We start from the raw sequence: 25,655 nt of genomic DNA, 5'->3' as shown, positions 1-25,655 counted from the left end.
CCGTACTACCATGAAAGCTTATGAAAAAGTTTTAGATCAAAAATCCGCTGGAGGGCCCTCCAGAAGGGAATTTCTCCAAAAAGCCGGCGTTGGCGCTCTGGCATTAAGCATGCCCTTTCCAGCTATGCCAGTCTTTCTAAAAGATGTTCCCATGGGCGTCGTGGTTCATTCTTACGCAGCCCGGTGGAACTCTAAAACAGACAGCAAGAAGTATCCACCTATGACTGATGCTATTCAGCTCATGGAGCACTGTGCCAGCATAGGAGCCGGCGGCGTGCAAACAGTAGTGCGTGGTTGGACATCCGACTTTGCTAAAAAGGCCAGAGACAGAAGAGAAAAGCTTGGGCTCTACCTGGAAGGATCAATTGGCCTGCCCAAGAAAGCAGAGGATGTAGCTGACTTTGAAAAAGAGGTGATCGCTTCAAAAGAAGCTGGAGTGAGTATTTTAAGAACTGTGTGCCTGGGCACAAGGAGGTACGAAAGTCTCCACTCGCAAAGTGACTTTGACGAATACACAAAAAATTCTCTTGCCTGGGTCAGGTTGGCCGAACCGATAGTTCGCAAGCATAAAATGAAGCTGGCTATCGAAAACCATAAGGACTGGATGGCTCCGGAGCTGGTCGACTTCGTCAAAACCATTGGGAGCGAATGGGTAGGTGTAACCGTCGACTTTGGCAATAGCATAGCGCTGATGGAAGACCCGATGAATGTAGTGGAAACACTGGCACCTTACGCTTTCTCCACCCACGTGAAAGACATGGGCGTGATGGAATACGAAAAAGGATTTCTGCTTTCTGAAGTACCTCTCGGTACCGGCATCTGCGATTTGAAGAAAATGGTGGATGTTTGCAAAAAGCATAATCCCAACATCAGGTTCAACCTGGAAATGATCACCAGAGACCCTCTGGAAATCCCATGCCTGACTGACGAGTACTGGAATGTTTTTGAAGGGGTTTCGGGCAAGTACCTGGCAAACACTTTGAGCATGGTGAAAGAAAAGACTTCGCAAACACCTCTACCAACGGTGGCTGGCCTCACAGCTGAACAGAGGCTTGCATTTGAAGAAGAAAACAACCTGTCCTGCCTGAAATACAGTGCAAGCAATTTGAATATTAGATAGGTACATGGCGCTCGTTTGCAACGAGAACTTATGAGGCTTGCGCTTGAAGCGCACTTCATAAAATATTCTTACTCAATGCCTACTGAAATAGACCCTGAGGCAAGTGCTTTTTGACCATTATTAAAACTTGATAAATCTCTGATGACTACAGAAAAACTACCCGGCATTAAACTATTCGATCTTACAGGCAGAACCGCCATCATCACAGGAGGCTCCAAGGGCCTGGGGCTGGCCATGGCTGAAGGACTAGCCTCTGCTGGTGCCAATATCATGCTAGTGAACCGCACCGAAAAAGACGGCGAAGAAGCCGCAAAAACAATCAGCAGCTCCTACGGCGTCAAAGCCATTTCATTTGCTGCCGACGTGACTAACCAGGCGCAAACCGAAGCCATGGCTAAGGCGGCGATGGACACCTTTGGCCGCATCGATATATTGATCAACAGCGCCGGCATCAATATTCGTGGCCCCATCGACGAGCTTTCACTGGCCGACTTCAACAAAGTGATGGAGGTAAATGTAAATGGCACATGGCTTTGCAACAGAGCAGTAACTCCTTACATGAAAAAGGCGAAAAGAGGCAGCATCATCAACATGGCAAGTACACTTGGTCTGGTGGGGGTTCCAAACCGCACGCCGTATGCTTCAAGTAAAGGAGCTATTGTACAAATGACACGGGCTTTGGCGCTTGAGTTTGCCCCATTCAACATCACGGTAAATGCCATTTGCCCAGGGCCTTTCCTCACAGAAATGAACGCTCCCATTGCCGGCACAGAAGATGGCAAGAAATTCATTATCGGCGCCACGGCCCTTGAGCGCTGGGGTGAGTTGAAAGAAATCCAGGGAGCAGCGATTTTCCTTGCCAGCGATGCCGCCACCTATATGGTGGGCTCTTTGGTTGCTGTTGACGGCGGATGGACAGCCAGGTAGATCATATTTCAACCCTCCAAGGGTTTGCAACCACTTGGAGGGTTGGAAGTTTTAAATGAAAAGTGTGATCAAGTAGATCATCATAATGGCCGTGAACGACATAATGAATGTGCCCAGGCTGTGCGACTGATTCCCTTGTTTAATAGTCATGCCTGAAAGCTGCGTCATGGCCCAGAAGAAGCTATCGTTGGCGTGGGAAATGGCGATGGCACCAGCGCCTGTAGCCAGCACGGCAAACACCCGCATCGTTTCCGAATCAAGACCAAGAGTGCTTAGCAATGGCGCTAGAATAGAGGCCGTTGTGATCATGGCCACAGTGGAAGACCCTTGAGCCGTTTTCAAAGAAAAGGCAATGAGGAAGGGCAGGAAAATCCCCCAGCTGGCTCCACTCAATCCAGTACTCACCAGGTCGGCAATGCCTGAGTTCTGTAGCATCTTTCCAAATACGCCGCCAGCACCTGTGATCAATATCACCGGTGCAGCGATCTTCAACGCTTCACCAATCCAGCCAGTTGAGGACAAGACCTGCTTGTCAAACTTCTCCGGCAGCGCAAAAGACAAGAAAGCTCCGAGCAGAAGTGCAATCACAGGGCTTCCTATAAATAATATCACTGTGATAACTGCACCTTCACCCAGCGGCTTGGTAGGATACTTGGCTATAGAGGCCAATACAATCAACAGTAACGGAATGACGATGGGTAGAAACGACTTGATGGCCGACGGGTGTTTGCCAATTTTCTCCTCGGTTTCGCTGGCTGCAAAAACCGGCTCCAATGGAATCTTCATCACGAACTTCTTCACAAAAAAGTAGCTTGGAATCAGTGTGGTGATGCTGATAATCAGGCCCCAGAAAATAACCATACCTAAATCAGCATTCAGAATACCAGCTGTTGCTATCGGGCCGGGGGTTGGCGGAACCAGCGAGTGACTGGCCGTTGCACCTAACGTAAGGGCGACGGTTGTGGCTGCGTAAGGTACCTTCCCTTTAAAGGAGAGCGACTTACTTATTGGGTTCATCATGATGAACGTGCTGTCACCGAAGACTGGTATTGACAGGATATAGCCGCAAATCATCATGGCCAGCATAACTGACTTTTCTCCAATCCACGAAAGTATTTTTTGAGCAATCACCAGGGCACCGCCTGTTTTTTCCAGGAAGGTGCCAATCATTACACCTAGCAGGATCAATAAACCAATGCTGCCGAGCACTCCGCCAAAACCATCGGTGATGGATTTCAGGATGAGGTCGGGCGACATACCGGACAGAAGCCCGTAGCCGATAGCACCAACAAAAAGTGCAAGAAAGGGGTGGATGTCAAACTTTGTAATGGCAATCAGTATGAAAGCCAGCGCCACCAGAATAATTAGTAGTGTAAGCATGTGTAGGTATAGGGTATGTGTTTTGTTAACAACAAAATCTTAAAATACCCTTTCCATCAGTACAACGCAAACCGCCCCTCAAATCACAGGCCTTTCTTCTGTGTAAGTTTGCTTATGAACAGATAAAGAAAGCCACAGAGCAACCATGCTGGAAGTGTCAAAAAGCTAAGAAACACGCCTTTTTGAACAGATATAAAATAGAACAAGCCGACACTAAATACCCATGCAACAAATACTGCAATGTTGAAGCCAATGCCTGATTTCTCAGCATAGAATGTTTGTATGCCCCAATTTTTAGCAAAGAAGTGTTCAAACACGATGATAGCTCCTACCGGCGCTAGTATAAATCCGTAAACTGCCACAAAGTCCAGCAGCTTCATGGCAAACGCCGGAAACAGACCGGCAATTGTTGCCAGTGCGCCTGCCAGGATCGTCACCCAAAAAGTTGACACCTTCGGCATGATTGCCTGGAAAGCCAGTCCAGCTCTATAGATGGTGGGGTTAGCTGTCGTCCAGCCAGCAAGAATGACCACGATGACGCCAAAAATCCCAAGTGCATTGTACGCCAATGGCCCGGGCGCTACCGACGGCGCCTCGCCACTAGCCAAAATGGCCTGTGTTTCAGGGGCTCTCAAATACACCGCATAAAGCAAGCAGGCGGCTATCCATGCCATGTAGTGACCAACGTACATTCCTGCCGCAGTAGTCCAGCCTGAACTTGCCTTTTTCGCAAATCTGAAAACTGTAAGATCCGACATACCAATATGAACGGCAGCGTTGCAAAACCACGACCAGATGGCTACGTGCCAGAATGTGTATTTGATTTGGCCAGGAAAAGGCTCAGTGCCTTCTCCCCAAATATTCCAAAAGTCTGAAAAAGAGCTTACACCAAGCTGATTGGCTGCCACAATGCCCGCTGCCACAAAACCCAGCACGATCACCGGCGACATCCAGTTGGCTGCTTTGGATACTGTGTTATAGCCTTTGGCAGCAATCAAAGAAATAACGACACCCAGGCCTACCACGATCACCACCCACGTAATTCCATTTGGCATCGTGTCAGTAAGTTTGGGCATGTCCATATTGAAAGGAATACCAACAGCGGTGGCCGACACAGTAATCATAGAGCCGGCCAGGAAGCAGAACAGAATACCGTTGGCCAGGTTGTAGACAATGACCAGATTTCTTCCACTTATTTTCTCCAAATGGAAATATAGCGTGGTGCGGTATTTCACCGCTAGTTCAGCAGTGAGATAACGCCAGCTCAACACCGCCATGAAGTTGCCCAGCAGTAGGCCAATGAGCAAATCAAAAGCGCTAACCCCAGCTGTAAGAAACAAAGGGCCGATGACAAACTCTGTGCCTGCGGCATGCTCCCCGGCATACATTCCCAGGAAGCTTGTCCATCCCTTCTGTGCCGATGCAGGTACTGGCTCTCTTTCGTATTCCTCTGAAGCTGCAGCCGGTGTTGCCTTTGATTGATTCGTCATAATGTAGGTAGGTGTGTTCTAAATCTTTTGAAGCTAGAAGATAGAGAATTTGGAAGCATCCTGCACTATCCTGACGGGCGGGCGGCAAGTATTTACTTTCAATGCTTGAAAAACATTTTTACCTGACAGAATGTAATACCGCAGAAACTTGATGAGTCACCCTAAAAATGTCACCATTTGTAAAAAAACCGTTTTGTGAAATGCAAAAACGCCATTTTTACGATCCTATCTTTTATCTTGGGAAGTTTTTATACATAATTTCGGTTTATTGTGTTGATGAAACATATTAAGCTAAGTTCAATCGTCTCATACCCATAAAAATTACGTTCGATGAAACACCCTTTGTCTATCATAAAAAGCCTTTTCCTGGTGGCTTTTTTAGCGCTGACTTTCCTTTCCTGCTCAAAAAAATCAGGGCCTGCTAAAGTTTTAGTCTTCAGTAAAACCGCCGGTTGGCACCACACTTCCATTCCTTTTGGCATAGCAGCCATACAAAAACTGGGTGTTGAAAACGGTTTTGAAGTGGATACAACTACCAATGCAGATTACTTCAACGAAGACTCCCTGAAGAACTACTCAGCCGTTGTATTCCTCAGCACCACTGGTGATGTGCTCAATCACTACCAGCAAGCTGATTTTGAAAGATATATCCAGGCCGGCGGAGGTTACATGGGTATTCATGCCGCTGCCGACACTGAATACGACTGGCCATGGTACGGCAGATTGGTGGGCGGCTACTTCCTCGATCACCCAGGCATCAATGACAAGAGCCCCAATGTGCAGGAAGGTGTACTCAACATCGTCGACAAGTCGCACGCAAGCACAAGCTTCTTGCCTGAAAAGTGGACAAAAACGGATGAATTCTATAGCTATAGAAACCTGAACCCCGACACTCATGTGCTAATGACAATTGACGAGGATAGCTACGAGGGCGGAGCGAAAATAGGCAACCACCCGATGGCGTGGTACCACGACTATGACGGAGGCCGTGCCTACTACACAGCCCTGGGCCATACAGATGAGTCCTACACAGAAGACCTCTACCTTAAGCATATACTTGCAGGCATTCAGTACGCCATTGGCGACAACAGCGAACTTGACTACTCAAAAGCAACCAGTCTGAGAGCACCCGAGGAAAACAGGTTCACAAAAACAATGCTTGCTGAAGGTGGTGTTTTTTACGAGCCCACCGAAATGACCATTCTCCCTAACTTTGACATTCTAATTGCGCAGAGAAGGGGTGAAATACTGCTCTATAAAAACAGTACAGGAAAGGTAACCGAGGCGGCTAAGCTTGACGTTTATCATCAGAGCGGCGTGAAGGGAGTGAATGCTGAAGAAGGCGTGTTGGGCATTCAGAAAGACCCCAACTTTGCTACAAACAATAATGTGTTCATTTTCTACAGTCCGAAAGACACTTCGGTCAACAGGCTCTCCCGATTCAAGTTTGCAAATGACAAGGTAGACCTGGAATCAGAAGTCGTTGTACTTGAGTTCTACTCTCAACGCCAAATATGCTGCCACACTGGTGGCTCAATTGCCTTCGACAAAGACGGGCTACTCTATGTTTCGGCTGGTGACAACTCTACACCCTTTAATGAACCAGGTGGCAAATATGTAAACAATGGCTTTGGCCCGCTCGACGACAGACCAGGGCATGAGCAGTATGATGCAAGAAGAAGCTCAGGCAATGCCAATGACCTGCGTGGAAAAATCATGCGTATTCGGGTGAAAGAAGATGGATCTTATGAAATACCTGAAGGCAACCTTTACCCTGTAGGCACTGAAGGTACCCGGCCGGAAATATATGTTCAGGGCAATAGAAACCCCTACAGAATATCAGTCGATCAAAAAACCGGCTTCCTCTATTGGGGCGAAGTAGGACCTGACGCTGCCAACGACAGCATGGAAGTGCGGGGCTCACGTGGTTATGACGAACTGAACCAGGCCCGCAAGGCCGGAAACTTTGGCTGGCCAATGTTTGTAGGTAAAAACTACCCGTACAGGGAATATGACTATGCCACAGGAAAATCGGGTGAATTGTTTGACCCCGAGCATCCGGTGAACAACTCAAGAAACAATACCGGCATCAAAGAATTGCCCCCGGTAGCACCACCATTTATCTGGTATCCATATGCTGTTTCAAAGGAGTTCCCACAGGTAGCCACCGGTGGAAGAAACGCAATGGCCGGGCCCGTCTATTATACTGACATGTTCCCCGCCGCCACAAGATACCCTGACTACTACAATGGCAAACTTTTCATCTACGACTGGATCCGTGGTTGGATCAAAGCTGTGACCATGTACCCTAATGGCGACTATGAGAAAATGGAGCCTTTCATGGAGCACACCAAATTCAATTCACTCATTGATATGGAAGTAGGGCCTGACGGAAAATTCTACTTGCTTGAATATGGCAACGGCTGGTTCGCAAAAAATGCTGATGCTGCACTTTCCAGAGTGGACTTTAACGGCGGCAACAGAGCACCTTCGGTAGAGCAAATAGCTGTTAATAAGAGCTCGGGCACGCTGCCGCTGGAAGTAACTGTAACTGCAAAAGCCAGCGACCCTGAAAGAGACAAGCTTTCCTATACATGGGATTTTGGCAACGGAGAAACGAAGCAGACAACGGTTCCTGAAGTTACCTATACCTACTCTAAAATTGGCGACTATGCGATCACAGTTGAGGCGAGTGACCCGGCAAAACTGACAGCGAAGAGCAATTCAATTTCGGTTTATGCGGGCAATGCTGCCCCTGACGTAACAATTAGCGTGAAGGGCAACAAGTCATTCTATTTCCCCGGAAAAAATGTGGAGTATGCCGTAAGCGTGAGCGACAGTGACGACGCCTCGGAACCAGATATGGCAAGCCTGTTTGTTTCGGCAGATTACATTGAAAGCACCGACCAGGCAGAAGCCACACAAGGCCATCAGGTAATTTCCGAGAACATGATCGGAAAGAATATGATGAACTCCCTTGACTGTAAGGCCTGCCATAAAGAGGCTGAAAAATCGATTGGCCCAGCCTACGTGGATGTGGCGAAGCGATACAAAGACGATCCGGATGCCATTAACAAACTGGCTCAAAAAGTCATGAACGGTGGATCTGGCGTGTGGGGTGAAACTGCCATGGCAGCTCATCCTGGGCTTTCAGAAAGTGATGCGAAAACCATCATTTCATGGGTGCTTTCCCTTGCCGATGGTGGCAAGACAACCAAGTCACTTCCTGCAACCGGATCGCTGAAGCCTACGCTGGACAAAAAGCCAATGGACAATGGGTCATTGATCATTAGGGCCAGCTATACCGACAAGGGTGGTGCCAATATCAAACCTCTGGTTGGCTCATCTACTTTGAGACTGAGAAGCAGTAAATTGGATTTGACAAAGGCGAGTAAGCTTGACGGCTACACAACCATGTCATTCAATGGTATGAATCTGCTGCTATTGCCTAATGCGGCAGGATCATTCAGCCTTAGCAAAATAGACCTGACCAATGTTACCGGGGCCGACTTCATGACTGGTAGCCAGCAACCGATGGCCAAAGGCTATACGTTCGAAGTTCGCCTTGATGCTGTTGACGGCAAAAAAATCGGCGAAGCATCGTCGACATCAGGAACCTCATCTGCTGCTGGAATGAACGCCAGCATGTTCACTATCAATTTCGAACCAGTAACTGACGGAAAACTTCATGACTTGTATATCATAAGCAAGCCAAACGACGGAGAGGACGTAACTGGTGCAGTGGTTGGCATAACTTTAACCTCTAAATAGTTATTTGTCATTTATCACTACGCATTAAAAGTCCCTCTTTTCCAAGTGGGACTTTTTTTATGTTCAAGAAACAAAACTTCACTGCGCCCCATGACTTGCCGGTTTCATTAATATTACCTAACTTTCACTGTACATACACCAACTATGGCGCTTGATTTTAAATAAAGCCTAAGTAGTTGGCGAAAACGACTGGTAATTTTTACAAACGGACTGGCTGGAATATTTATTCATTTTTGTTCACCAAAATCTCACAGTCGCTAGACTTCTGATTCTTTTCTGATTACTAACCAGAAGAAGCTGCAATAAAAAGGCTTCAAACTGTTAGTATATGAGCAGATTTCTGCACAGATCGAATTTGCGGTAGTGGCAAGGTGTGAAGTGATAACTGAATGTTCCGCTATAAGATACTATTGACCTTGGCATTCTTTTTGGAATGCCTGACTGCACATGCTCAGTTTGGCCAAATCGAACTGCACGGAAACGATGCTGTGTTCGATCCAAATGGTGACGGCTATGTCTCCGCCACTACTGCTGGCTTCGACGCAAACGCTGGCTACACACCTGACCAGTTTGAATTTGCTATGTTTGGTTTGCCCAAAGTTGGAGATGGTGACGTGATTGGTGATGCGGCGGGCCCTTCATGTAGCAACACTGACTTGACTCCAGATTCGCAAGGCTACTCGGCTTATGCAATTCTCAAGGACGGCAACCTTATCTTTCGCTTTAGGGTAGCAAACAATAAGCAAAATGTTCCGGGTTATTCCGTGCTGATCGATACAGACGGGCTACTCGGCCCCTCCGATCCTGATTATGTGGAGGGATCAAGAAACCCTGGCTTTGAAATTGACATTACCTTAATAAGGGGGCCTTCCGCAGTCTCCCATGGCGTGAGGGTGTACGATATTGATGGAGGCAACAACAATTGCTCGGCTGTGTTGTCTTACCCAATTGGCACTTATCACCAAAGGGCTATTGGCGATATTGTTAGCTGCAATCAATATTCTTATTTCTACGATTTTTACGTCCCTTTCGCTGACCTGACCTCTCAGTTTGGTATTACCACAGCCACAGAAATCAGGTTTATTGCACTAACAAACAACAACGCTACCTGCGCCATGAGTGGCAACATTTCGGATATCGGCGGAGTGAATGACGAAGACTATGCGTCGCTATTTGATGCGATGACAGCATTGTCGGAGAACCAATGCCCCACCAACCTTGGCAATCTTTCCGAAGGAGGAGGAGGCTTTTTGGAAGGAGTAACAGAAAAGCCTGCTTTTGATACCCCAATCAGGGAAGGGGATGACTTTATCACAGGCACCGCTGAGCCAACGGCCACAGTAACTATAAAGCTTTATCAGGATGCGTCTGCCAGCACTCCTATTGATACCAAGACAGCTATTGCTGATGCCGAAGGACTATGGTCTATTACATTTGACGATTCGTTGGTAGGAGGCATGTTACTTTCTGCGGTCGCCCAACTGCCAGGCACTTGCGGTTCCAATACCAACAACACCGATCCTGACAATGAAGTAGTGTTGGTAGAAGTGGTGGTTGTACCCAACTACCCTCCTGTTTTGACGGCCAGCCTCACTGATGCCAGCTTCACAGAAGGAGATGCAGCCCTTATCATCGATCCGGCCATGGCGGTATCGTATCCTCCTGAAGCCGACTACCCTGTCGGAACCACCGTCATAGTTGACGCTCAGATAACTATCAGCGGTAATTATGTGAGTGGAGAAGATGTGCTTCAGTTTACAAACCTCCCCGAAATTACCGGCGTTTTCGATGGGGGCAGCGGTGTTTTAACGCTTACCTCATCCGAAAAGGTAACGCTTGAGAATTATGCGGCAGCCTTACGAAGCATTAAATACTTTAACGGCAGTCAAAACCCTTCTTCGGCCACAAGAACCGTACAATTCGTGATCGACGATGGTTATCCTGGTGGTGTGAGCAACACAGTTCAAGTCAACATTGCACTGGTGCCGGTAAATGACGCCCCGGTCACAGGAGGCAACAATCCAAATACCGTCACCTATCCATCCGGGGGTGGGACTATCCAGGCAAATCAATCCGTCACAGTTTCTGATGTTGACAATACCACGTTTGAAAAAGCAGAAATAAGGATCATCAACTTATTAGACGGCGCTTTCGAAGAACTCCAGTTCACTGACATCAACGGCATCATCAACGCAACCAGTTTCTCCGGCGGAATTTTGACAATTGAGGGAACCGCCTCAATAACGGCCTATCAAACCGCACTTCGGGAGGTTGTCTACGTCAACACAGCCCCCGTAATAAACCAAGTCGCCCGACAGCTATCCTTCAGGGTCTTCGACGGCCTTGCATGGAGCAACACCTATTCAAACAGCTATATCAATTTCGATGGGTACAACAACCCGCCGGTAGTTTTGGACGAAGACGGCAACTCTGTAACTGAGCTTTTTTTTGAATTTGATGAAGACTCACCGATCGAAATTTGCCTCGACATACAGGATCCTGAGTCCGATTTAGTTGTAATCAATTCTAATACTCTTCCTGTCAATGGCCTGGGAGTAGTGACCAATCACCCATCAAATTCCCTTTGCCTGATTTACACCCCAAATGACGATGTGAGTGGTACCGATCAATTTACAGTAAATGTATGTGACCAACCGACGCCTGGTGTTGATGGCCAATGCATTGACATTACAATTCACATTACTATCAATCCTGTCAACGACCCACCGGTGGTTGTGGAGAAAACGGTAGATGTAAATGAAAAGGAAACCACGGGTATTTCATTCAACGTAACCGATCTGGAGTCCGATCCTCTCACTTTCACTTCCGCCACTTCCGCCAATGCCACGAGCACTATTACAGGCAATTTTTCTTTTGACTATACCCCAAACAGCGGCTTCCTTGGCAATGATGAGGTAACTGTGAAAGTGAGCGATTCGGGGGATGCAACATTGTTTGACGAAGGCATTATCACCATCAACGTGTTAGATGTTCCTGAAGAGCCCGTCATCCTCGGTGATGATGGAGTGGCTGGAGAAGACCTTAGCGTTACAACAAACAAAAATCAATACGTGGACTTTTGCTTCACTGCCAAAGATCCCGATGCCGGTGATATCATTTCGTTTGCCAGTGCTTCCCAGCTCACAACTGACGCTTCAACAGTTGAATACCTCTCTGGCTTTTCAGGGTCGCCTTCAGCAAACAGGACATTTTGCTTCAGGTTCACCCCCGAAACCGGCTTTGTTGGTCAATCAGAATGGACTTTGACAATCTGTGACGATAGCGATCCGGTCACTCCAAAGTGTGGTGAGATCAAAGTCATTGTCACTGTGAATCCATTTAATTATCCACCGGAGGTCTTGATCAATGGCAGTACTGACCTTACGGTAGAAGTGCCGGAAAAAACAACCTCCTCTATTTGCGTAGAGGTTAATGACCCGGAAGGTGACGATCACTATGTGACCAGTGGGTTGTCGGTGGGAAGCATCGGCACAATCGGCCTGGGGACGGCTCAGAGCTTGTGTTTCGATTATACTCCACCCACCGATTTCATTGGAGAAGATGAAGTAGAGGTAATAGTGTGCGACATACTCGACAATTCGGTATGTACAACGGCCTACATAACAGTAATTGTGGTTGATGTCAATGAACCGCCGGTTCCCGAGGTCAATTCGTTGCCTGTGGAGACACTAAACCTGACAACCCCGGAAGATGTACCTTTGTTGCTGTGCTTCGACGCTACCGACCCTGAAGGTGATAACATTTCTGTACAATCCGTGTCAAATACTTCAGGAGGAGGCACACTGGTGGCAGCTGAAGGCGAGGGTTTCTGCTTCACATTTTCACCAGCCGCCAATTTTTCCGGCACCTCAACATGGGACATAGAAATTTGTGATGATGCGTCTCCATCACTTTGTGGCACACTTCAGGCAATTATAGAGGTAACACCGGTCAACGACCCGGCCGTTCTCGTAACCCAGGAATTTGAGGTTAACGAGAAAATGACCACTCAAATATGCATTGAGGTAACCGATGTGGAAGGAAATACAAATTACCTGACCGGCGCAACGTCCACCGGCGCTATCGGAACCATTGCTAATGGGGCATTGGATGACTTGTGCTTCGACTACACGCCACCTGAGGGCTTTATTGGCGAAGATGAAATTGAGGTAACCATCTGCGACGAATCGGATAACTCAGTTTGCCTGGTGGCACCCGTAAAAATCACCGTTGTGGATGTGAACGAGCCGCCCGTTGAGCTGGTCAATGGCGTTCCGGCAGACACTTTGTTCATCAGCACTCCCAAAAACATACCCGTGGACTTCTGCTTTGACGTAGTCGACCCGGAAGGCAACAATGTGGCGCTTCAAAGCATTACCAACAAAGAGGGCGAGGGTTCTCTCGTAGCTAATAACACCGGTACTTTCTGCTTCACTTTCTCTCCCGTGAACGACTTCATCGGTCGTTCGGTATGGGATGTTGTGATTTGCGATGACGGGGTGCCTTCTTTATGTGGCAGCCTCATAGCTATTATCGACGTTACCCCCGAAAACACCCCTCCAACTGTGGTAAGCAAAACAGTAGATGTGCCAGAAAATGTGACGACACCAATTTGCATTGAAGTAACTGATGAAGAAGGCAATACACATGTATTTACTTCAGGCACTTCGGTAAGCTCAATCGGGTCAGTGAACAACAGAGTTGCGAATGATCTTTGCTTTGACTACACCCCGCCTCAGGACTTTATCGGCGAAGATATTGTGGAAGTCACTATTTGTGACACGGCCGATGCTTCGATTTGTGGCACTGGGCTGATTACAATAAATGTTATAGAAATTAACAATCCTCCTGTGGGTTTGGTTAATGGCGCTCCTGCCGACACGTTAAGGGTGTCCACACTGGAAGACATAGCAGTCAACTTTTGTTTCGAGGCCCTGGATCCGGACGGTGATCAGATTTCCCTCAATCGGCTCGACAACATCAGCGGCGGTGGTGCGCTGACCAGGTCTGGCGCTAATACATTCTGTTTTGATTACATGCCCTCAACTGACTACAATGGGACAGCCTATTGGGAAATAGAAATATGCGACGATAGAAACCCTGCTCTTTGCGGAAAGCTCGTCATTGAGATAGCAATTGCGCCAGTAAACGATGTTCCGCTGGCCAACAGAGATACGCTAAGAGTACTGCGAAATCAAGACTTCTCTATCAACATTCTGGAGAACGATATTGACGTGGAGGGTGATGATATTCTCCTGAGCACAACTCCTGTAGTAGAGCCGGGCAACGGAAGCCTGACTATGTTCCAGGATGGTTCAGTATCATACCGATCAAACTCAACATTTATGGGTATTGATTCGCTTGTTTATCAAATCAGTGATACGGCCGAGCCAAACAACTTTAGCCAGGGTGTAGCTGTGTTTATCGTCGAAGACCTCCCGTTCACTGTGTATGAAGCGGTTTCCCCTAACGGAGACGGTATTAACGACTACTGGCGGATTGAAGGGATTGATTTCTACATCAACAACCAGGTCAGGATATTCGACCGATTTAACAACATAGTTTTTGAAACAACCAGTTACGACAATAACGAACGGGTATGGACGGGGCAATCGAACAAAGGGCTTGGAGGTGACAAGCTCGCCGACGGCACCTATTTCTACGTGATCTCCCTTGGCCAGTCGGGTAAAACTTACAGTGGATTTGTAGTTCTGAAGAATAATTGATTGAGAAAAGTCATCTATATACTCGGTTCCCTGCTGTGGTCATCTGGATCATTGCAAGCGCAGCAGGCGGCCTCCTATGCACAATATATGTTCAATGGATTGGCCATTAACCCTGCTTATGCAGGCAGCCATGAAGTGCTTAGCGCCACGGTCATTTCCCGGTTTCAAAATGTTGGGCTGGAAGGCGCCCCCAATACCCAGACTTTTTCAGGGCACGCTCCGTTGTTTAACAAAAACGTCGCCCTGGGAGCGCTCTTCATTCACGACAAATTTGGTGTAATCAGTCAAACGGGCGCACACCTTGCTTACGCTTACAGGATAAAGTTCGGCGACAGAAAATACCTGTCTATGGGAGCCCAGGCTGGGCTGATTTCCTACAGAGCCAATTACAGCCAGCTAAATCAGTTCCAATCATCTGATCCGGTATTTCAGGAAGATATCAGACAAATGCGCCCCAATTTTGGACTAGGAGCTTTTTTTACAGATGAGAAGTATTATATAGGTCTCTCAATGCCACACCTCGTCAACAATGTCTTTGACAGGGGCACAGACTTAAAGACTGTGTACCAAAATTTTCCTATCATTTTAACGGGAGGTTATATGCTAACACTTACCAACCAGATAAAATTTAAGCCCAATTTTTTGTTTAAAATGTTAGACCAAAGACCTATTGAGCTTGATGTGAATGCCAATTTTTTACTCGACGAAATTCTCTGGGCAGGATTGTCTTACAAAGTTGGAAACGCATTGGATCTCATCGTGCAGGTGCAGGTGACTGACCAGCTGAGTGTCGGGTATTCTTATGCCATTACTACTAGTCCAATCAGGTCGGTGGAGCTGGGATCTCATGAAATGTTACTCAATTATCGATTTAAGTATAGAAAATATGGCGTAATCACGCCACGATACTTCTAAAATGAAGCACCTAGCCATCACCATCGTTTTGATGAGCTGCCTGACGCAATTAATGGCACAAGGCGCTAACATCTCTTCACTGTTTAAAAGCAACATGTCGAAGGCTGATGAAGCCTTTCACTACCTCGACTACCGAACAGCGCAATATTACTATTTGAAGGAGCTTGACAAAGTTCCTGACAATAAGCAGGCACAGCTAAGAGTGGCGGAATGCTACATGAAGCTGGACGATTCGTCATCTGCCGAATCATGGCTGGCAGCACTCGTTGACAGTGCGGGCACCGAGCCGAAAGTGAAGCTATTATATGCCGAAGTATTGAGAAAGAATGGAAACTATTCGGAAGCAAAAAAATGGTATCAGCGAATTCTGGAAAATCACGGAAATATGATGGGAAGTGAGCTTAAGCTAGCCTTTCTCAAGAATATTGACTACTACCAAAGGAACCCTGAACTGTACGAAATAAACAGTCTGGCAATTAATTCACCGCAGTCTGAGTTCTCACCACAACTCAAAGGAAACCAGCTGATCTTCGTCTCTTCCAGAAAACAAGAGACAATGATCCAATACCAGCCCTCCACCGCCCACAACGACGACGAGGTGATGCTCAAATACTTTGAAGTACCGCTCGACTCTATCGAAATATTAGAAAGCGTCCGCCCCCTGGCATACGGAGACCTGCTGAAATCAAAGTTTCATGATGGCCCCTTGTGGTTTTACAGTGAGAAAAAAAAGGTCGCCTTTACAAGAAATAACCCTAAAAACACCTCCGTAAAAAACGGTGCCAGGCTCATCAATCTTGAAATCTTTTTTGCCGACTGCAATGCGGACGGCACCTGGGACAACGTCCAGGCATTTCCGTTCAATAGTGAAGATTACTCAGTAGGCCATCCTACCCTGAATGCCAATGGTACGAGCATCTACTTCGCCTCCAACATGCCGGGTGGATTTGGAAAGTCCGACATCTATGTCTCGCATTTGAAAGACGGGAAATGGTCAGCTCCTGAAAACCTGGGGCCGGAAGTCAACACGGCAGAAGAAGAGTTTTACCCCTACCTGCACAACGATTCCACACTTTTCTTCGCCTCAACAGGCCTCGGAGGATTTGGAGGTCTTGACGTTTATATCAGTTACAGACAACATGGCTCGTTTGCCAACGCCGTAAACATGGGGGCACCACTCAATTCCGCCCACGATGACTTCTCGATTCTGATTGACGACAGCGGTAGAAAGGGATATATAGCCTCCAACCGTCCGGAGGGTGCTGGCCTCGACGATCTTTATGCCTTTACAACCAACTACTACTTTGTTACTGGCAGTGTGTACGAACTTGTTGACAGTGCCAAAACAGTTTCAGGTGCCAGCATCTCAATTTCTAACGCCGAAGACGAGCAAACGACCAATATTACTGCCGATGAGAACGGAGAGTTCAAAACTGATTTGCTTTATGATAAAAACTACACGTTCTCAGTAAAAAAGGATGGATATTCTCAACTAGAATCACTTGTATACTCGACCTACGACAAAGGAATTGGCTACGACAGCATCAAACTGAAACTCTGGAAGAATGAATTGTTTGTAAAGGGAAAAATTTACAGCAACGAGTCGCAGTCGGTCATTGAAGGTGCTCTGGTGACAATAACGAACACTGCCACAGGCACCCAGCAATCAGTACAAACGGATACTGAGGGAGTATATGCGTTTTTGGTTTATCCGAACGAAAAATACAGAATAGATGCCACCAATGAAGGCTTCCTTCCCGAAGGATATAACCTGAACACAGATAATATCTACTATGGCGAGCTCCTCAACGACCTGGTGCTCGAAGAAGTTTTTGTTGATAAAGCCACAGTATTCTTTGACGTTGACAAATACCGGTTCAGCACTGAAGCTTACCCAGAGCTTGCTGACATACTGAAAACGCTCAAGCGATTTCCTAAATCAACACTTAATGTGACAGCCCACGCCGACTCCCGGGGAACGGTAGAATACAACCAAAAGCTGTCCGATCGCAGGGTTGCCACCGTACTCGACTATTTTGCTGCGAATGGTGTCAACAAATCCCGAATGAAGGGCAAAGGATTTGGTGAGTCTCTTTTGCTGAACACTTGTTCTGATGGAGTAGATTGCGGCGAAGACGACCATTCGAAAAACAGACGAGCAGAGATCAAAGTACAAATGACAGCTCCTCCTAATGAAGTGCAATAAAGACACTACCAGCAATCACACCCTGGCCCACAGTCCTTATTTTCTTTCAACCCTTCAGGTCTTCCATTTGCGATCTCATTATCGGTAGCTTTTCGTACACCTTCAACCACCACCTCAAAAAAATAGGACACCAATGAGCTGCCGAGCTCTGTAGAGAAGCTAAGGTTAGCCACGTCACCGGGTGCCATTCCCGACAGGTTGGATTCGAGCTCCGGCAAGATGTCTCCTGAACCATATAGAAATTCAACGGGCCTGCCGCTCATTCTGTCCTCCAGCAGCACTCCCTGATCATCTTTCATGGTGTAACGCAGGGAAATAATATGTTCCTTCTGAACAGTCAACATCTTTATTAGGCCAGAGTAAGTTCTTTGCCCGATACCATCACCTTATCCACTGAAATTTCCCCATAAACTACATCCAAAGACGGCTGACCACCCTTTAGAGTAACAGTACCAAAGCCGTTCTCCGTCGAAAGGAAGCTGGTAAAGTCACCTATTCTGGAATCTACATAAAGCGTTTTGTCGACAGCATCATAGCGCACGCCTGTCAACCCTTGCAACATGCCGTAGCTTGAGAGTGCCCTGGCGTACCAACTTCCACATTCATATTCGTTGAAAGGATTCCTCACCCGGCCATCGTACCGATCCCGGCACGTGCGAACAATCTCAAGCCCCTCCTCCACGGCACCCATTTCCATCAGGTGAGCGGCCACCTGGTATTCGATACCTGTCCATACCTCATCGCTGTAGACAAAAGGCAGTGAAAGCTTTCCTCCCTTTGGCCATGAGCAGAGCAACAGCCCCCCATCGTTTCCCAGAGCAAAGGTGGGCCGCTGGGGATTGGCATGGTCGCTTAGGTTGTCTTTTAGATTGTATTTATGCACCGCCAGCAAATGGCTCTTTAGCTTGCCAGGATCAATAGGGTCATCGAGCCCGCACACCCTGGCAATCCATGCACCCAGTACACCATCCGAAAGGCAGCCATTTCCATATTGATACTTCGGCCCCTCCTCTTCCAGCAGTTGTCTGGCCTCATCAGAGTATTGGCCTCCCATACTGATCGCTGAAGCTTCAATAGGGTTCGGGGCCTTAAGCCCATCCACCTTTATTTTTTGAATGAAATATTCCCCATCGTACAGCTCACTTTCCATAAAGGCCTTCCCCTGACCGGCCAGTTGTTCATACTTTCCAACATCTTTGCCCAGGAACTTACCCATAGCCACCAGCGCATTGAGCGCTCCCACATAAAAGCTCATGTGCATGCCATCCGGCCCCCAGAATTCAATATCGTAGGTGTTGTGATGTGGCTCTTCCAGTATCCCCTTTTCCGATGGATCCCACGTACGAATACAAAAGTCCATACTAGACTTCACCAGCGGGAACATTTTGCCAACCCACACATTGTCTCCGCTAATGCGCCACTCTCTGTACACTTTCATAATGCCTCCAAGCTGGCCATCAGCTGCCGCATGGAAATTATGATCATTTACTCTGATAGGTGATGTTGCCCGAAAATTCTGATGACCCTGAGCATTTTGATTTTCAAAGAATTCCGTGTGCCTGAGGCTTCTTTCCAGCGCTGGAAAAAGATGTGGTATGGCCTGTGCGTAGTTCCACACATGGGTGCAAGAACCGTGGCAGCAGCCCCACGAATCGCCACAACCTTCGAAATTCCAGAGACGGCCATCGAATTGCCTTTGCACTGTAGGCGATTTGAGAATGGACAGGTTTGCTGCCACTGCCTCAACCACCTCTGGCGGCAATGTGCTGGCATAAAAAGCCTTTGTGAACAAATCGGACTTTCTGTACAGGCCATCGTAGTTATCTTTCCAATAGCTGCTCACCTCATTTACACTTGAGAACCTGCTACTGTACCATGGCTTGAAAAACTTTGCATCAAAATTCTTATCGTATTTATCCAGCTCATCAGGTGAATCAGCGCATCCATCTTCGGGCAAACAGTCTTCCGCACGAATGCCCATTTTCCCAAACGACTGATCGCTGTCAGGGCTGTACCATGCCATCATTACCTTGATCGTCTTTTCCTGCCCTGCTGCAAGGGAAAAAGGAACGTACAATGAAGCACCAGGCGCCCCCGATTCTACGGGCTTCACCGGCCTCACTTCAGCATTTTTTATCGTGTTCCAAGCGATAGTCAAAGGATCCCACCAGCCTCCACGAAACCAGCAATGATCAACAACTGTGGCAGCGTCGTTTGTGAAAAGCGCAAAATCACATTTTTTGGAAGGCTCCTCCTTTGTACCAGCTTCCGACAACACAAACCCATTGGTGATGGGCTTCACTGTGTTGGTACCCTTGTCGACCTTCAGGAAATTCTTTGAGTTAAACGAGAATACAGCTTCTACCGCACCAGGGCCTGTGTTCTTAAGCTTGTATTCAATGGCGCCAATTGGCAGACTGGAGTTGTCATCATCGCCGGGAATAAAAGGGCTCCAGCCAGTGATCTGAACCTTCAGTGGCAAATCGTCATCTTCAAGTTCAATACCCGCAAATGGAAATCGGGTTTCAAAAGTAGCCTTCTTGAAGTGCGGCAACCCCGTAATTGCTCCACCAAGACCATTGCCTGCATCCCTCAGCCCAAACTTTTTCCAGTCAGGAACCGGGCCTTCCAACACTTTGGCTCCTTTGTCCATTCCTTTAATAGAAATGGCTGCAAACATGCCCGGCTCATTGAATATATCAGGCTTGTTCCTCACCGACACATGCGAAATAGCACCTGCGCCTTCCAGGCAAAACATACCAGCCCCCATGCCCCCAATGGGCATGGCTATGCGTTTCAAATAGTCGTCACTGTATTTGCCATTGTAGGCCCTGGTTGATCGCTCGCCAATGGGCTTGTTGTTTTCGGCTATCCCTTTCCTCTCGTTGGGGGCACACGACATTTCGGCTGAGAGCAGGCCAGTGCCTACGCCCCCCATTCCGAGGTTCTTTAAAAATCGACGACGATCGGCTCTAGTTTTCATAGTAGGTATAGGTAGGTCAGTTAAAAATTCTCCTTTTCAACACTAAAATTTACACATTTGAAAAAACAGATCACATGATCCAGTGCTTAATATTCACTCTTCCTGCCAATTAGAAAGATTGTTCAACTTTTTAAATAACCCTGGTTGACTACATGAATCGGATTTCCCTTTAGTGCCTCCTGAATATTTTCCACCGTAGTAGCCATCATTCTTTTCCTGGCTTCGAAACTCAACCAGGCATTGTGAGGGGTAATCAGGCAGTTTTCCAGGCCTACAAGTGGATGCCCTTTTGGTGGCGGCTCCTTGCTAAGCACATCCAATGCAGCCCCGGCAATAACACCCTTCTGCAAAGCGTTGGCAAGAGCCTCTTCGTCGATCAGCTGGCCCCTGCTCGTATTAATGAGAAAAGCCTTTGGCTTCATGGTTGCAATCAGTTGTTCATTGATAAACTTCTCGTTTTCGCTGGTTAGTGGGCAATGGACTGATATGAAATCGCTTTCCTTAAAAAGCTCTCCGACAGTTCGTGATTTCCAGCCTACCTTTTTGGGGCTTCTGTTGTGGTAAATGACTTTCATCCCAAACGCTTCTGCCATTCTCGCTACCTGCTCGCCAATTCTTCCCAAACCCACAATGCCTATCGTTTTATCCAAAAGCTCAATCAATGGGCCGCTTGTGAAACACCAATCTTTAGCCTCCGACCATTCACCTTTGCTTACTCTCCGAGAGTTTTGCCCCACCCGGTTTGTAAGCTCAAGAATCAGTGCGAAAGTATGCTGGGCCACTGAATGCGTCCCGTAAATGGGGACATTGCAAACGGGCACTCCAGCCTTTCCGGCCGCCTCCACGTCCACAATATTGTAGCCAGTGGCCGTTACAGCAACTAGCTTCAAATGTGAACAAGCTTTTATGGTCTCGGCTGTCACCGGCGTTTTGTTGGTGACAATGACATGAGCCTCTTTGCACCGCTGAATCATTTCCTGCGGCGACGTTCGATCATAGTATTTCACTTCACCCAACTGATGAAGTGCATCCCAGCTAAGGTCTCCGGGATTTAGGGTATATCCATCGGTAATGACTATCTGCATAACTTTTTCTTCTATTGACGGAGATCTACCAGCTCCGACATTCCTTTATGTATACCAAAAATGACTGATGTGCCCAAAAGAAAAAGATCACTCGGCACTGGGAGCTATCTGCTGTGATGTTCTCAGGTAGCCCACCAAATCGATGACCTCTTTATCGGTCAAGGTCTTGAACAATCCCGGCGGCATCATCGAATTGGCCGATTCCTCCCTCGACTGAATGTCGGACTTATTGATCACTACTGCATCCTGCCCCACAACCCTAAGGGTTAGTTGCCGCTCATTTTCCGCATTCACGTTGCCTGAGTAGGTGCGACCGTCCCTGGTAGTGATGACCACCATTTTGTAGTCATCCTGAATCTCCCCGCTGGGGTCGAGCACATTGCTCAGCAGATAATCCAGATTGGCCCGGTTGGAACCTGTCAACTCTGGACCAATGATGCCTCCTTCGCCGTACATTTTGTGACAGGCACCGCAGGTGCGCTGAAACATCATTTTACCATTGGCAACATTGGCTCCTCCAATCGCTTTTTCAGTCAATAAGCTTGTGTATTTCTTATAATCGGCGGCAATGTCGGAGCCTAATTCATCGATGGGGCCCCACACTTCGACAAACCCACTTCCAACCACACGCCTGAGCTGGCGAGCGACATAAGCCGGGACGTCGGGTTTGGGGATGACTTCATTTTTCAAAGCCTGAGTAAGCGACCATCCATATTCAGGCCTGGAGGCCAGCGTTTGCACAGCCTCCAGCTTCTCCTGCCTGTTGAAGCTTGCGTACTTATCGATGAGCAGCTGGCCCAATGAGTTGTCGTCAAAGGCAGCCACGGCCCTGATCACATCGATCCGCAAAGCCTCCTCATTCAATAAAGTCGGGATTTCCCGAACAAGCTCCTCCCGCTGCTGATCGGCGAGAGAATTCAACGCTTTCAGCCGCTGGTCAATCGGTGTGTTTTTGTTTTTCAGCGTGGCCAGGTATTGTTTGGCGGCCTCCGTGTCTCCATAGAACTGCGCTACCTCCAATGCCAGCTGCTTCACCTTCCCATCCCGGGAGCTCTGCAGGTTATCATACACTTTCTGCCAATTGGTCGGCGCACTCAAATCGGTGCGTCCCTCCAATCCATTGCGCATGCCCTCCAGCATACTCAGCGTTGTTTCAGGCTTCTTTCCAATGGCTGCGATAAGTTTCTCTGTGGCGTCTGCATCTACCACCCTTCTGGCAATGTACTCTGCCAGCATCGGGATTTTGCTTTTTGCTGCAAGCTGGAGTGCCCTGTCAGGATTTTCAGCTACGAGGGGCTCCGTACCAAACCAGATCATTTTTGGCAGGTTATGGTCTTCCACGTCTTCAGCGTGACTCATCAAAGCTTCGGCAACCGCCCACTTTTCCTCCGGCTGAATGCGCTGAAGCGCCGAGGCAAGGTAAAGCCTCACCACGGCCGATTTATCTTTTTCGGCCATGGCCACAAATTTCTCCACGGCCTGCACGGGCGCCTTGTCTTCGCTTAGCAATTGAACAGCCCAGCCACGCACGTATTCGTCCTTATCGCCCAGTGCATCTATTAGCTGAGCTTCGGTAAAGCCCCTGGTCACGTGCAAGGCCCACATCGCATTCAGGCGGAAGTAAGGATTTGGGTTGCTGGCGAAAATCTTTCTGAGCTGATCGTGCACCTCTTTTGGCAAAGGCGACTTCGCTGTCCTTCCTTGCAAAATCAGCCTGGCTCTTCTGGCATGCCATGAGCTCTTATTTGTTTGGAGTGCCACAAGCTGAGCATCGGTCATTTTGCTCAGGTCACTATATCGTCCATCCCAGTTTTCTGCCAGCGACTGCTCAGGCGCAATGCGGAAAATGCGGCCAGTTTCTTCATTGAGCACCTCCTTGCCGCAAATATCTGCGTCGTGCCAGTCGAGCACGTACAGCGCTCCTTCAGGCCCCAGCTCCATGCTGAACCCTACCCACTGCGCATTGTTGGCCATCAAAAACTCCTCACCATGGTGGCCAACGAACCCAGAGCCTTTGGGTTCGAGCACATCCGACAACACGGCATGCTCATGTATATTGGCCATGAACAGGCGGCCTTGCTGTTCCGCTGGAAAAGCGTCAGATTGGTATATTCTCAGGCCACCATGCGCCGAGCGGTGCCTGTGATCAGCAATCGTTTTTATGTCGTTGTAAACGTAGGGATTGAAATGCTGCCCCCCCTGGCGATGGTAAATACCTCCGGGAATCACATGCCAGAGGTGTGGTATAACGCAAGCACTGATAAACAGCTGCCCTTTGGCGTCAAAGTCGATGCCCCAGGGATTGCTGAACCCATGCGATACTACTTCGAATTTGTCCTTCGTAGGATGGTAGCGCCAAACGCCACCATTGATGTCAGTTCCCTCTCCTTCGAATATGTCTTCAGGAAAAGGATCATTGTGCTTGTAAACCCGTCCCTTTCCTTTGGCCAGCTTCACCTTCGATGGTGTGGCAAAGCCCTGCAAGCCATACAGCCAGCCATCGGGCCCCCAGTGAAAGCTGTTCAAAGTTTCGTGTCTGTCACGGATGCCCCAGCCTGTCAACCGAACTTCTATGTCATCCATTTCGGCTTTATCATCATGGTTTTTGTCAGGTACAAAGAGCAGGTTCGGCGGTGCACCAACAAATACGCCATCGAAACCAACGGCTATTGCCGAAGGAAATGCAATGCCTTCCAGAAACACCTTGCGACTGTCAGCGACGCCGTCGTGATCAGTATCTTCAAGTATCAGTATGCGGCTGTTTCCGGCTTTAGAAAAGCCATAGCCCCTCGACTCATAGTCTTTGTTTTCTGCAATCCACAGCCTCCCTTTGTCGTCCCAGCAAAAAGCCATTGGTTGCGACATCATAGGCTCGGCCGCCCACACGTTTACGTCGTAGCCATCTTTGACTGTCATGGCCTCCACTGCCTCTTCGGGCTTCAGGAATTTGGCATTTCTTCCCTCTTCCTGCGCTATGCCCCAAAGCACGGCTGTGGAGTACATATTATGATCACCAACGTAGTCTTGCCATGTTTCGGTCATTTCCACATCATTGAGTTCGCCGGTGTAGACAACAATCTCATGTTTGATGGTTTCTGTTTCGCCTTTAGCAATTGTCCAGTCGCCCATGCGGGCACGGGCCGGGCCAATACCTAGCTGGCCATCCACTCTCCATGTTTGTGGGAAGCCTTTGTTGTCTTTGTGATCGAGAATGGCCATGTGCGCCAGGTCATCACGACCAGCTACCTGCATGCCGGCGTCCACCCAGTATGCCCGCTGACCTTCGGCTTTTTCATTCTTCTGACGGGCAGCATTTACCACTTCACCTTTGATACCTTCTACCCATGGCATCCGAAGGAATAGTCCGCCGTAGTCATACTCACCAATGGTTACATCGGTTTTGCCAAGCCCGTTCCATTCGAGATCAAGCAAGAACTTGCCGTCGGTTTCCCGCATCGACCAGTTTTGAGTTTCCGTGAGCACTGCATTGCCTTGCTCATCAAGCAGGTCGTACACCGTTTGCCATTTCACTACCTTCCCTTCAGCTTCAATCACTTGGGCCGACACTTTCCGCCAGTAGTCGCCTTCAGGATGATGGAAGTAGTCCCGGCCATTTACCCTCGTGAATCCCCAGTAGAGGCCTGTTTGGTGCTTGTGGTGACCCGGACTGTATTCTGTCAACTCTCCCTGACCATCGGGGGCAGCAATAGGGTGGAGATAAGGTCTGAAGTCTGGCTTTACATTTTGAGTGACAAGAGGCTCGCTTTCTCCCACTCTGAATATGGAAATGGTATTGGCTTGTTCGTCCTGTACCACTTTTAGGATAGTGGAATCAGAAGTGGAAACAGTTGTGTCTTTTTGCTCCGTAGTTTTTGTTTGACAGCCTTCAAGCACTGTAAACGCAACGATCACAAAGGCAAATGATCGACAAAAAGGCGTCGCCAGACCCTGAATGCGGGTCTTCAATATTGAGTAGTTCATTGTAGGTAATGTATAAGTAGTATAAGCACATTCAATTTAGTGATTTATGTGATCATTCATAACCAGCATAG

The 25,655-nt window shown here is 48.1% G+C and carries 12 protein-coding genes; 6 read left to right on the top strand and 6 right to left on the bottom strand.

The features are described from left to right. Window positions 1-10 precede the first annotated feature (10 nt). Both RT717_RS00225 and RT717_RS00220 read left to right on the top strand, forming a co-directional pair. Window positions 11-1,120: a sugar phosphate isomerase/epimerase family protein gene (locus tag RT717_RS00225; protein ID WP_317489735.1), complete on the top strand. Its 1,110-nt coding sequence runs from the start codon at window positions 11-13 to the stop codon at window positions 1,118-1,120. Window positions 1,121-1,261: 141 nt separating this feature from the next. After that, complete coding sequence (locus tag RT717_RS00220) at window positions 1,262-2,047, top strand: SDR family NAD(P)-dependent oxidoreductase (RefSeq protein WP_317489734.1); 786 nt, start codon at window positions 1,262-1,264, stop codon at window positions 2,045-2,047. Between the two features lie 51 nt (window positions 2,048-2,098). Here RT717_RS00220 and RT717_RS00215 read toward each other — a convergent pair whose 3' ends face one another. Together RT717_RS00215 and RT717_RS00210 are read right to left on the bottom strand one after the other, a co-directional pair. Continuing rightward, window positions 2,099-3,427 carry a GntP family permease gene (locus tag RT717_RS00215; RefSeq protein WP_317489733.1) on the bottom strand — a complete coding sequence of 443 codons (1,329 nt, stop codon included), beginning with the start codon at window positions 3,425-3,427 and terminating at the stop codon, window positions 2,099-2,101. Window positions 3,428-3,510: 83 nt separating this feature from the next. After that, on the bottom strand, window positions 3,511-4,917 hold the full coding sequence (locus RT717_RS00210) for a purine-cytosine permease family protein (RefSeq protein ID WP_317489732.1): 1,407 nt from the start codon (window positions 4,915-4,917) through the stop codon (window positions 3,511-3,513). Between the two features lie 330 nt (window positions 4,918-5,247). Between RT717_RS00210 and RT717_RS00205 the strand changes: the two genes are divergently transcribed. From RT717_RS00205 to RT717_RS00190, 4 genes are all read left to right on the top strand, one after another. Next, window positions 5,248-8,688, top strand: coding sequence for a ThuA domain-containing protein (locus RT717_RS00205; protein ID WP_317489731.1), 3,441 nt, complete (start codon window positions 5,248-5,250; stop codon window positions 8,686-8,688). A 389-nt stretch (window positions 8,689-9,077) separates the two neighbouring features. Then, window positions 9,078-14,414, top strand: a complete 5,337-nt coding sequence (locus RT717_RS00200) for a tandem-95 repeat protein (protein ID WP_317489730.1) — start codon at window positions 9,078-9,080, stop codon at window positions 14,412-14,414. After that, window positions 14,415-15,329, top strand: a complete 915-nt coding sequence (locus RT717_RS00195) for a PorP/SprF family type IX secretion system membrane protein (RefSeq protein ID WP_317489729.1) — start codon at window positions 14,415-14,417, stop codon at window positions 15,327-15,329. It begins immediately after the preceding gene. Between the two features lies 1 nt (window position 15,330). Beyond that, window positions 15,331-17,535 carry a carboxypeptidase regulatory-like domain-containing protein gene (locus RT717_RS00190; RefSeq protein WP_317489728.1) on the top strand — a complete coding sequence of 735 codons (2,205 nt, stop codon included), beginning with the start codon at window positions 15,331-15,333 and terminating at the stop codon, window positions 17,533-17,535. Window positions 17,536-17,540: 5 nt separating this feature from the next. Here RT717_RS00190 and RT717_RS00185 read toward each other — a convergent pair whose 3' ends face one another. The 4 genes from RT717_RS00185 to RT717_RS00170 all read right to left on the bottom strand — a co-directional run bounded on the left by RT717_RS00185 (window position 17,541) and on the right by RT717_RS00170 (window position 25,584). Continuing rightward, on the bottom strand, window positions 17,541-17,879 hold the full coding sequence (locus RT717_RS00185) for an FKBP-type peptidyl-prolyl cis-trans isomerase (RefSeq protein WP_317489727.1): 339 nt from the start codon (window positions 17,877-17,879) through the stop codon (window positions 17,541-17,543). Between the two features lie 5 nt (window positions 17,880-17,884). Further along, complete coding sequence (locus RT717_RS00180; protein ID WP_317489726.1) at window positions 17,885-20,518, bottom strand: GH116 family glycosyl hydrolase; 2,634 nt, start codon at window positions 20,516-20,518, stop codon at window positions 17,885-17,887. A gap of 122 nt (window positions 20,519-20,640) precedes the next feature. Then, complete coding sequence (locus tag RT717_RS00175) at window positions 20,641-21,603, bottom strand: D-2-hydroxyacid dehydrogenase (protein ID WP_317489725.1); 963 nt, start codon at window positions 21,601-21,603, stop codon at window positions 20,641-20,643. An 87-nt stretch (window positions 21,604-21,690) separates the two neighbouring features. After that, the gene (locus tag RT717_RS00170; protein WP_317489724.1) at window positions 21,691-25,584 is read right to left on the bottom strand and encodes a PVC-type heme-binding CxxCH protein; all 3,894 of its coding nucleotides are present in this window, start codon (window positions 25,582-25,584) and stop codon (window positions 21,691-21,693) included. Window positions 25,585-25,655 lie beyond the last annotated feature (71 nt).

This window comes from Imperialibacter roseus, from assembly GCF_032999765.1.
Taxonomy (GTDB): Bacteria; Bacteroidota; Bacteroidia; order Cytophagales; family Cyclobacteriaceae; genus Imperialibacter; species Imperialibacter roseus.
This window is presented reverse-complemented; position numbering and strand designations above follow the sequence as displayed.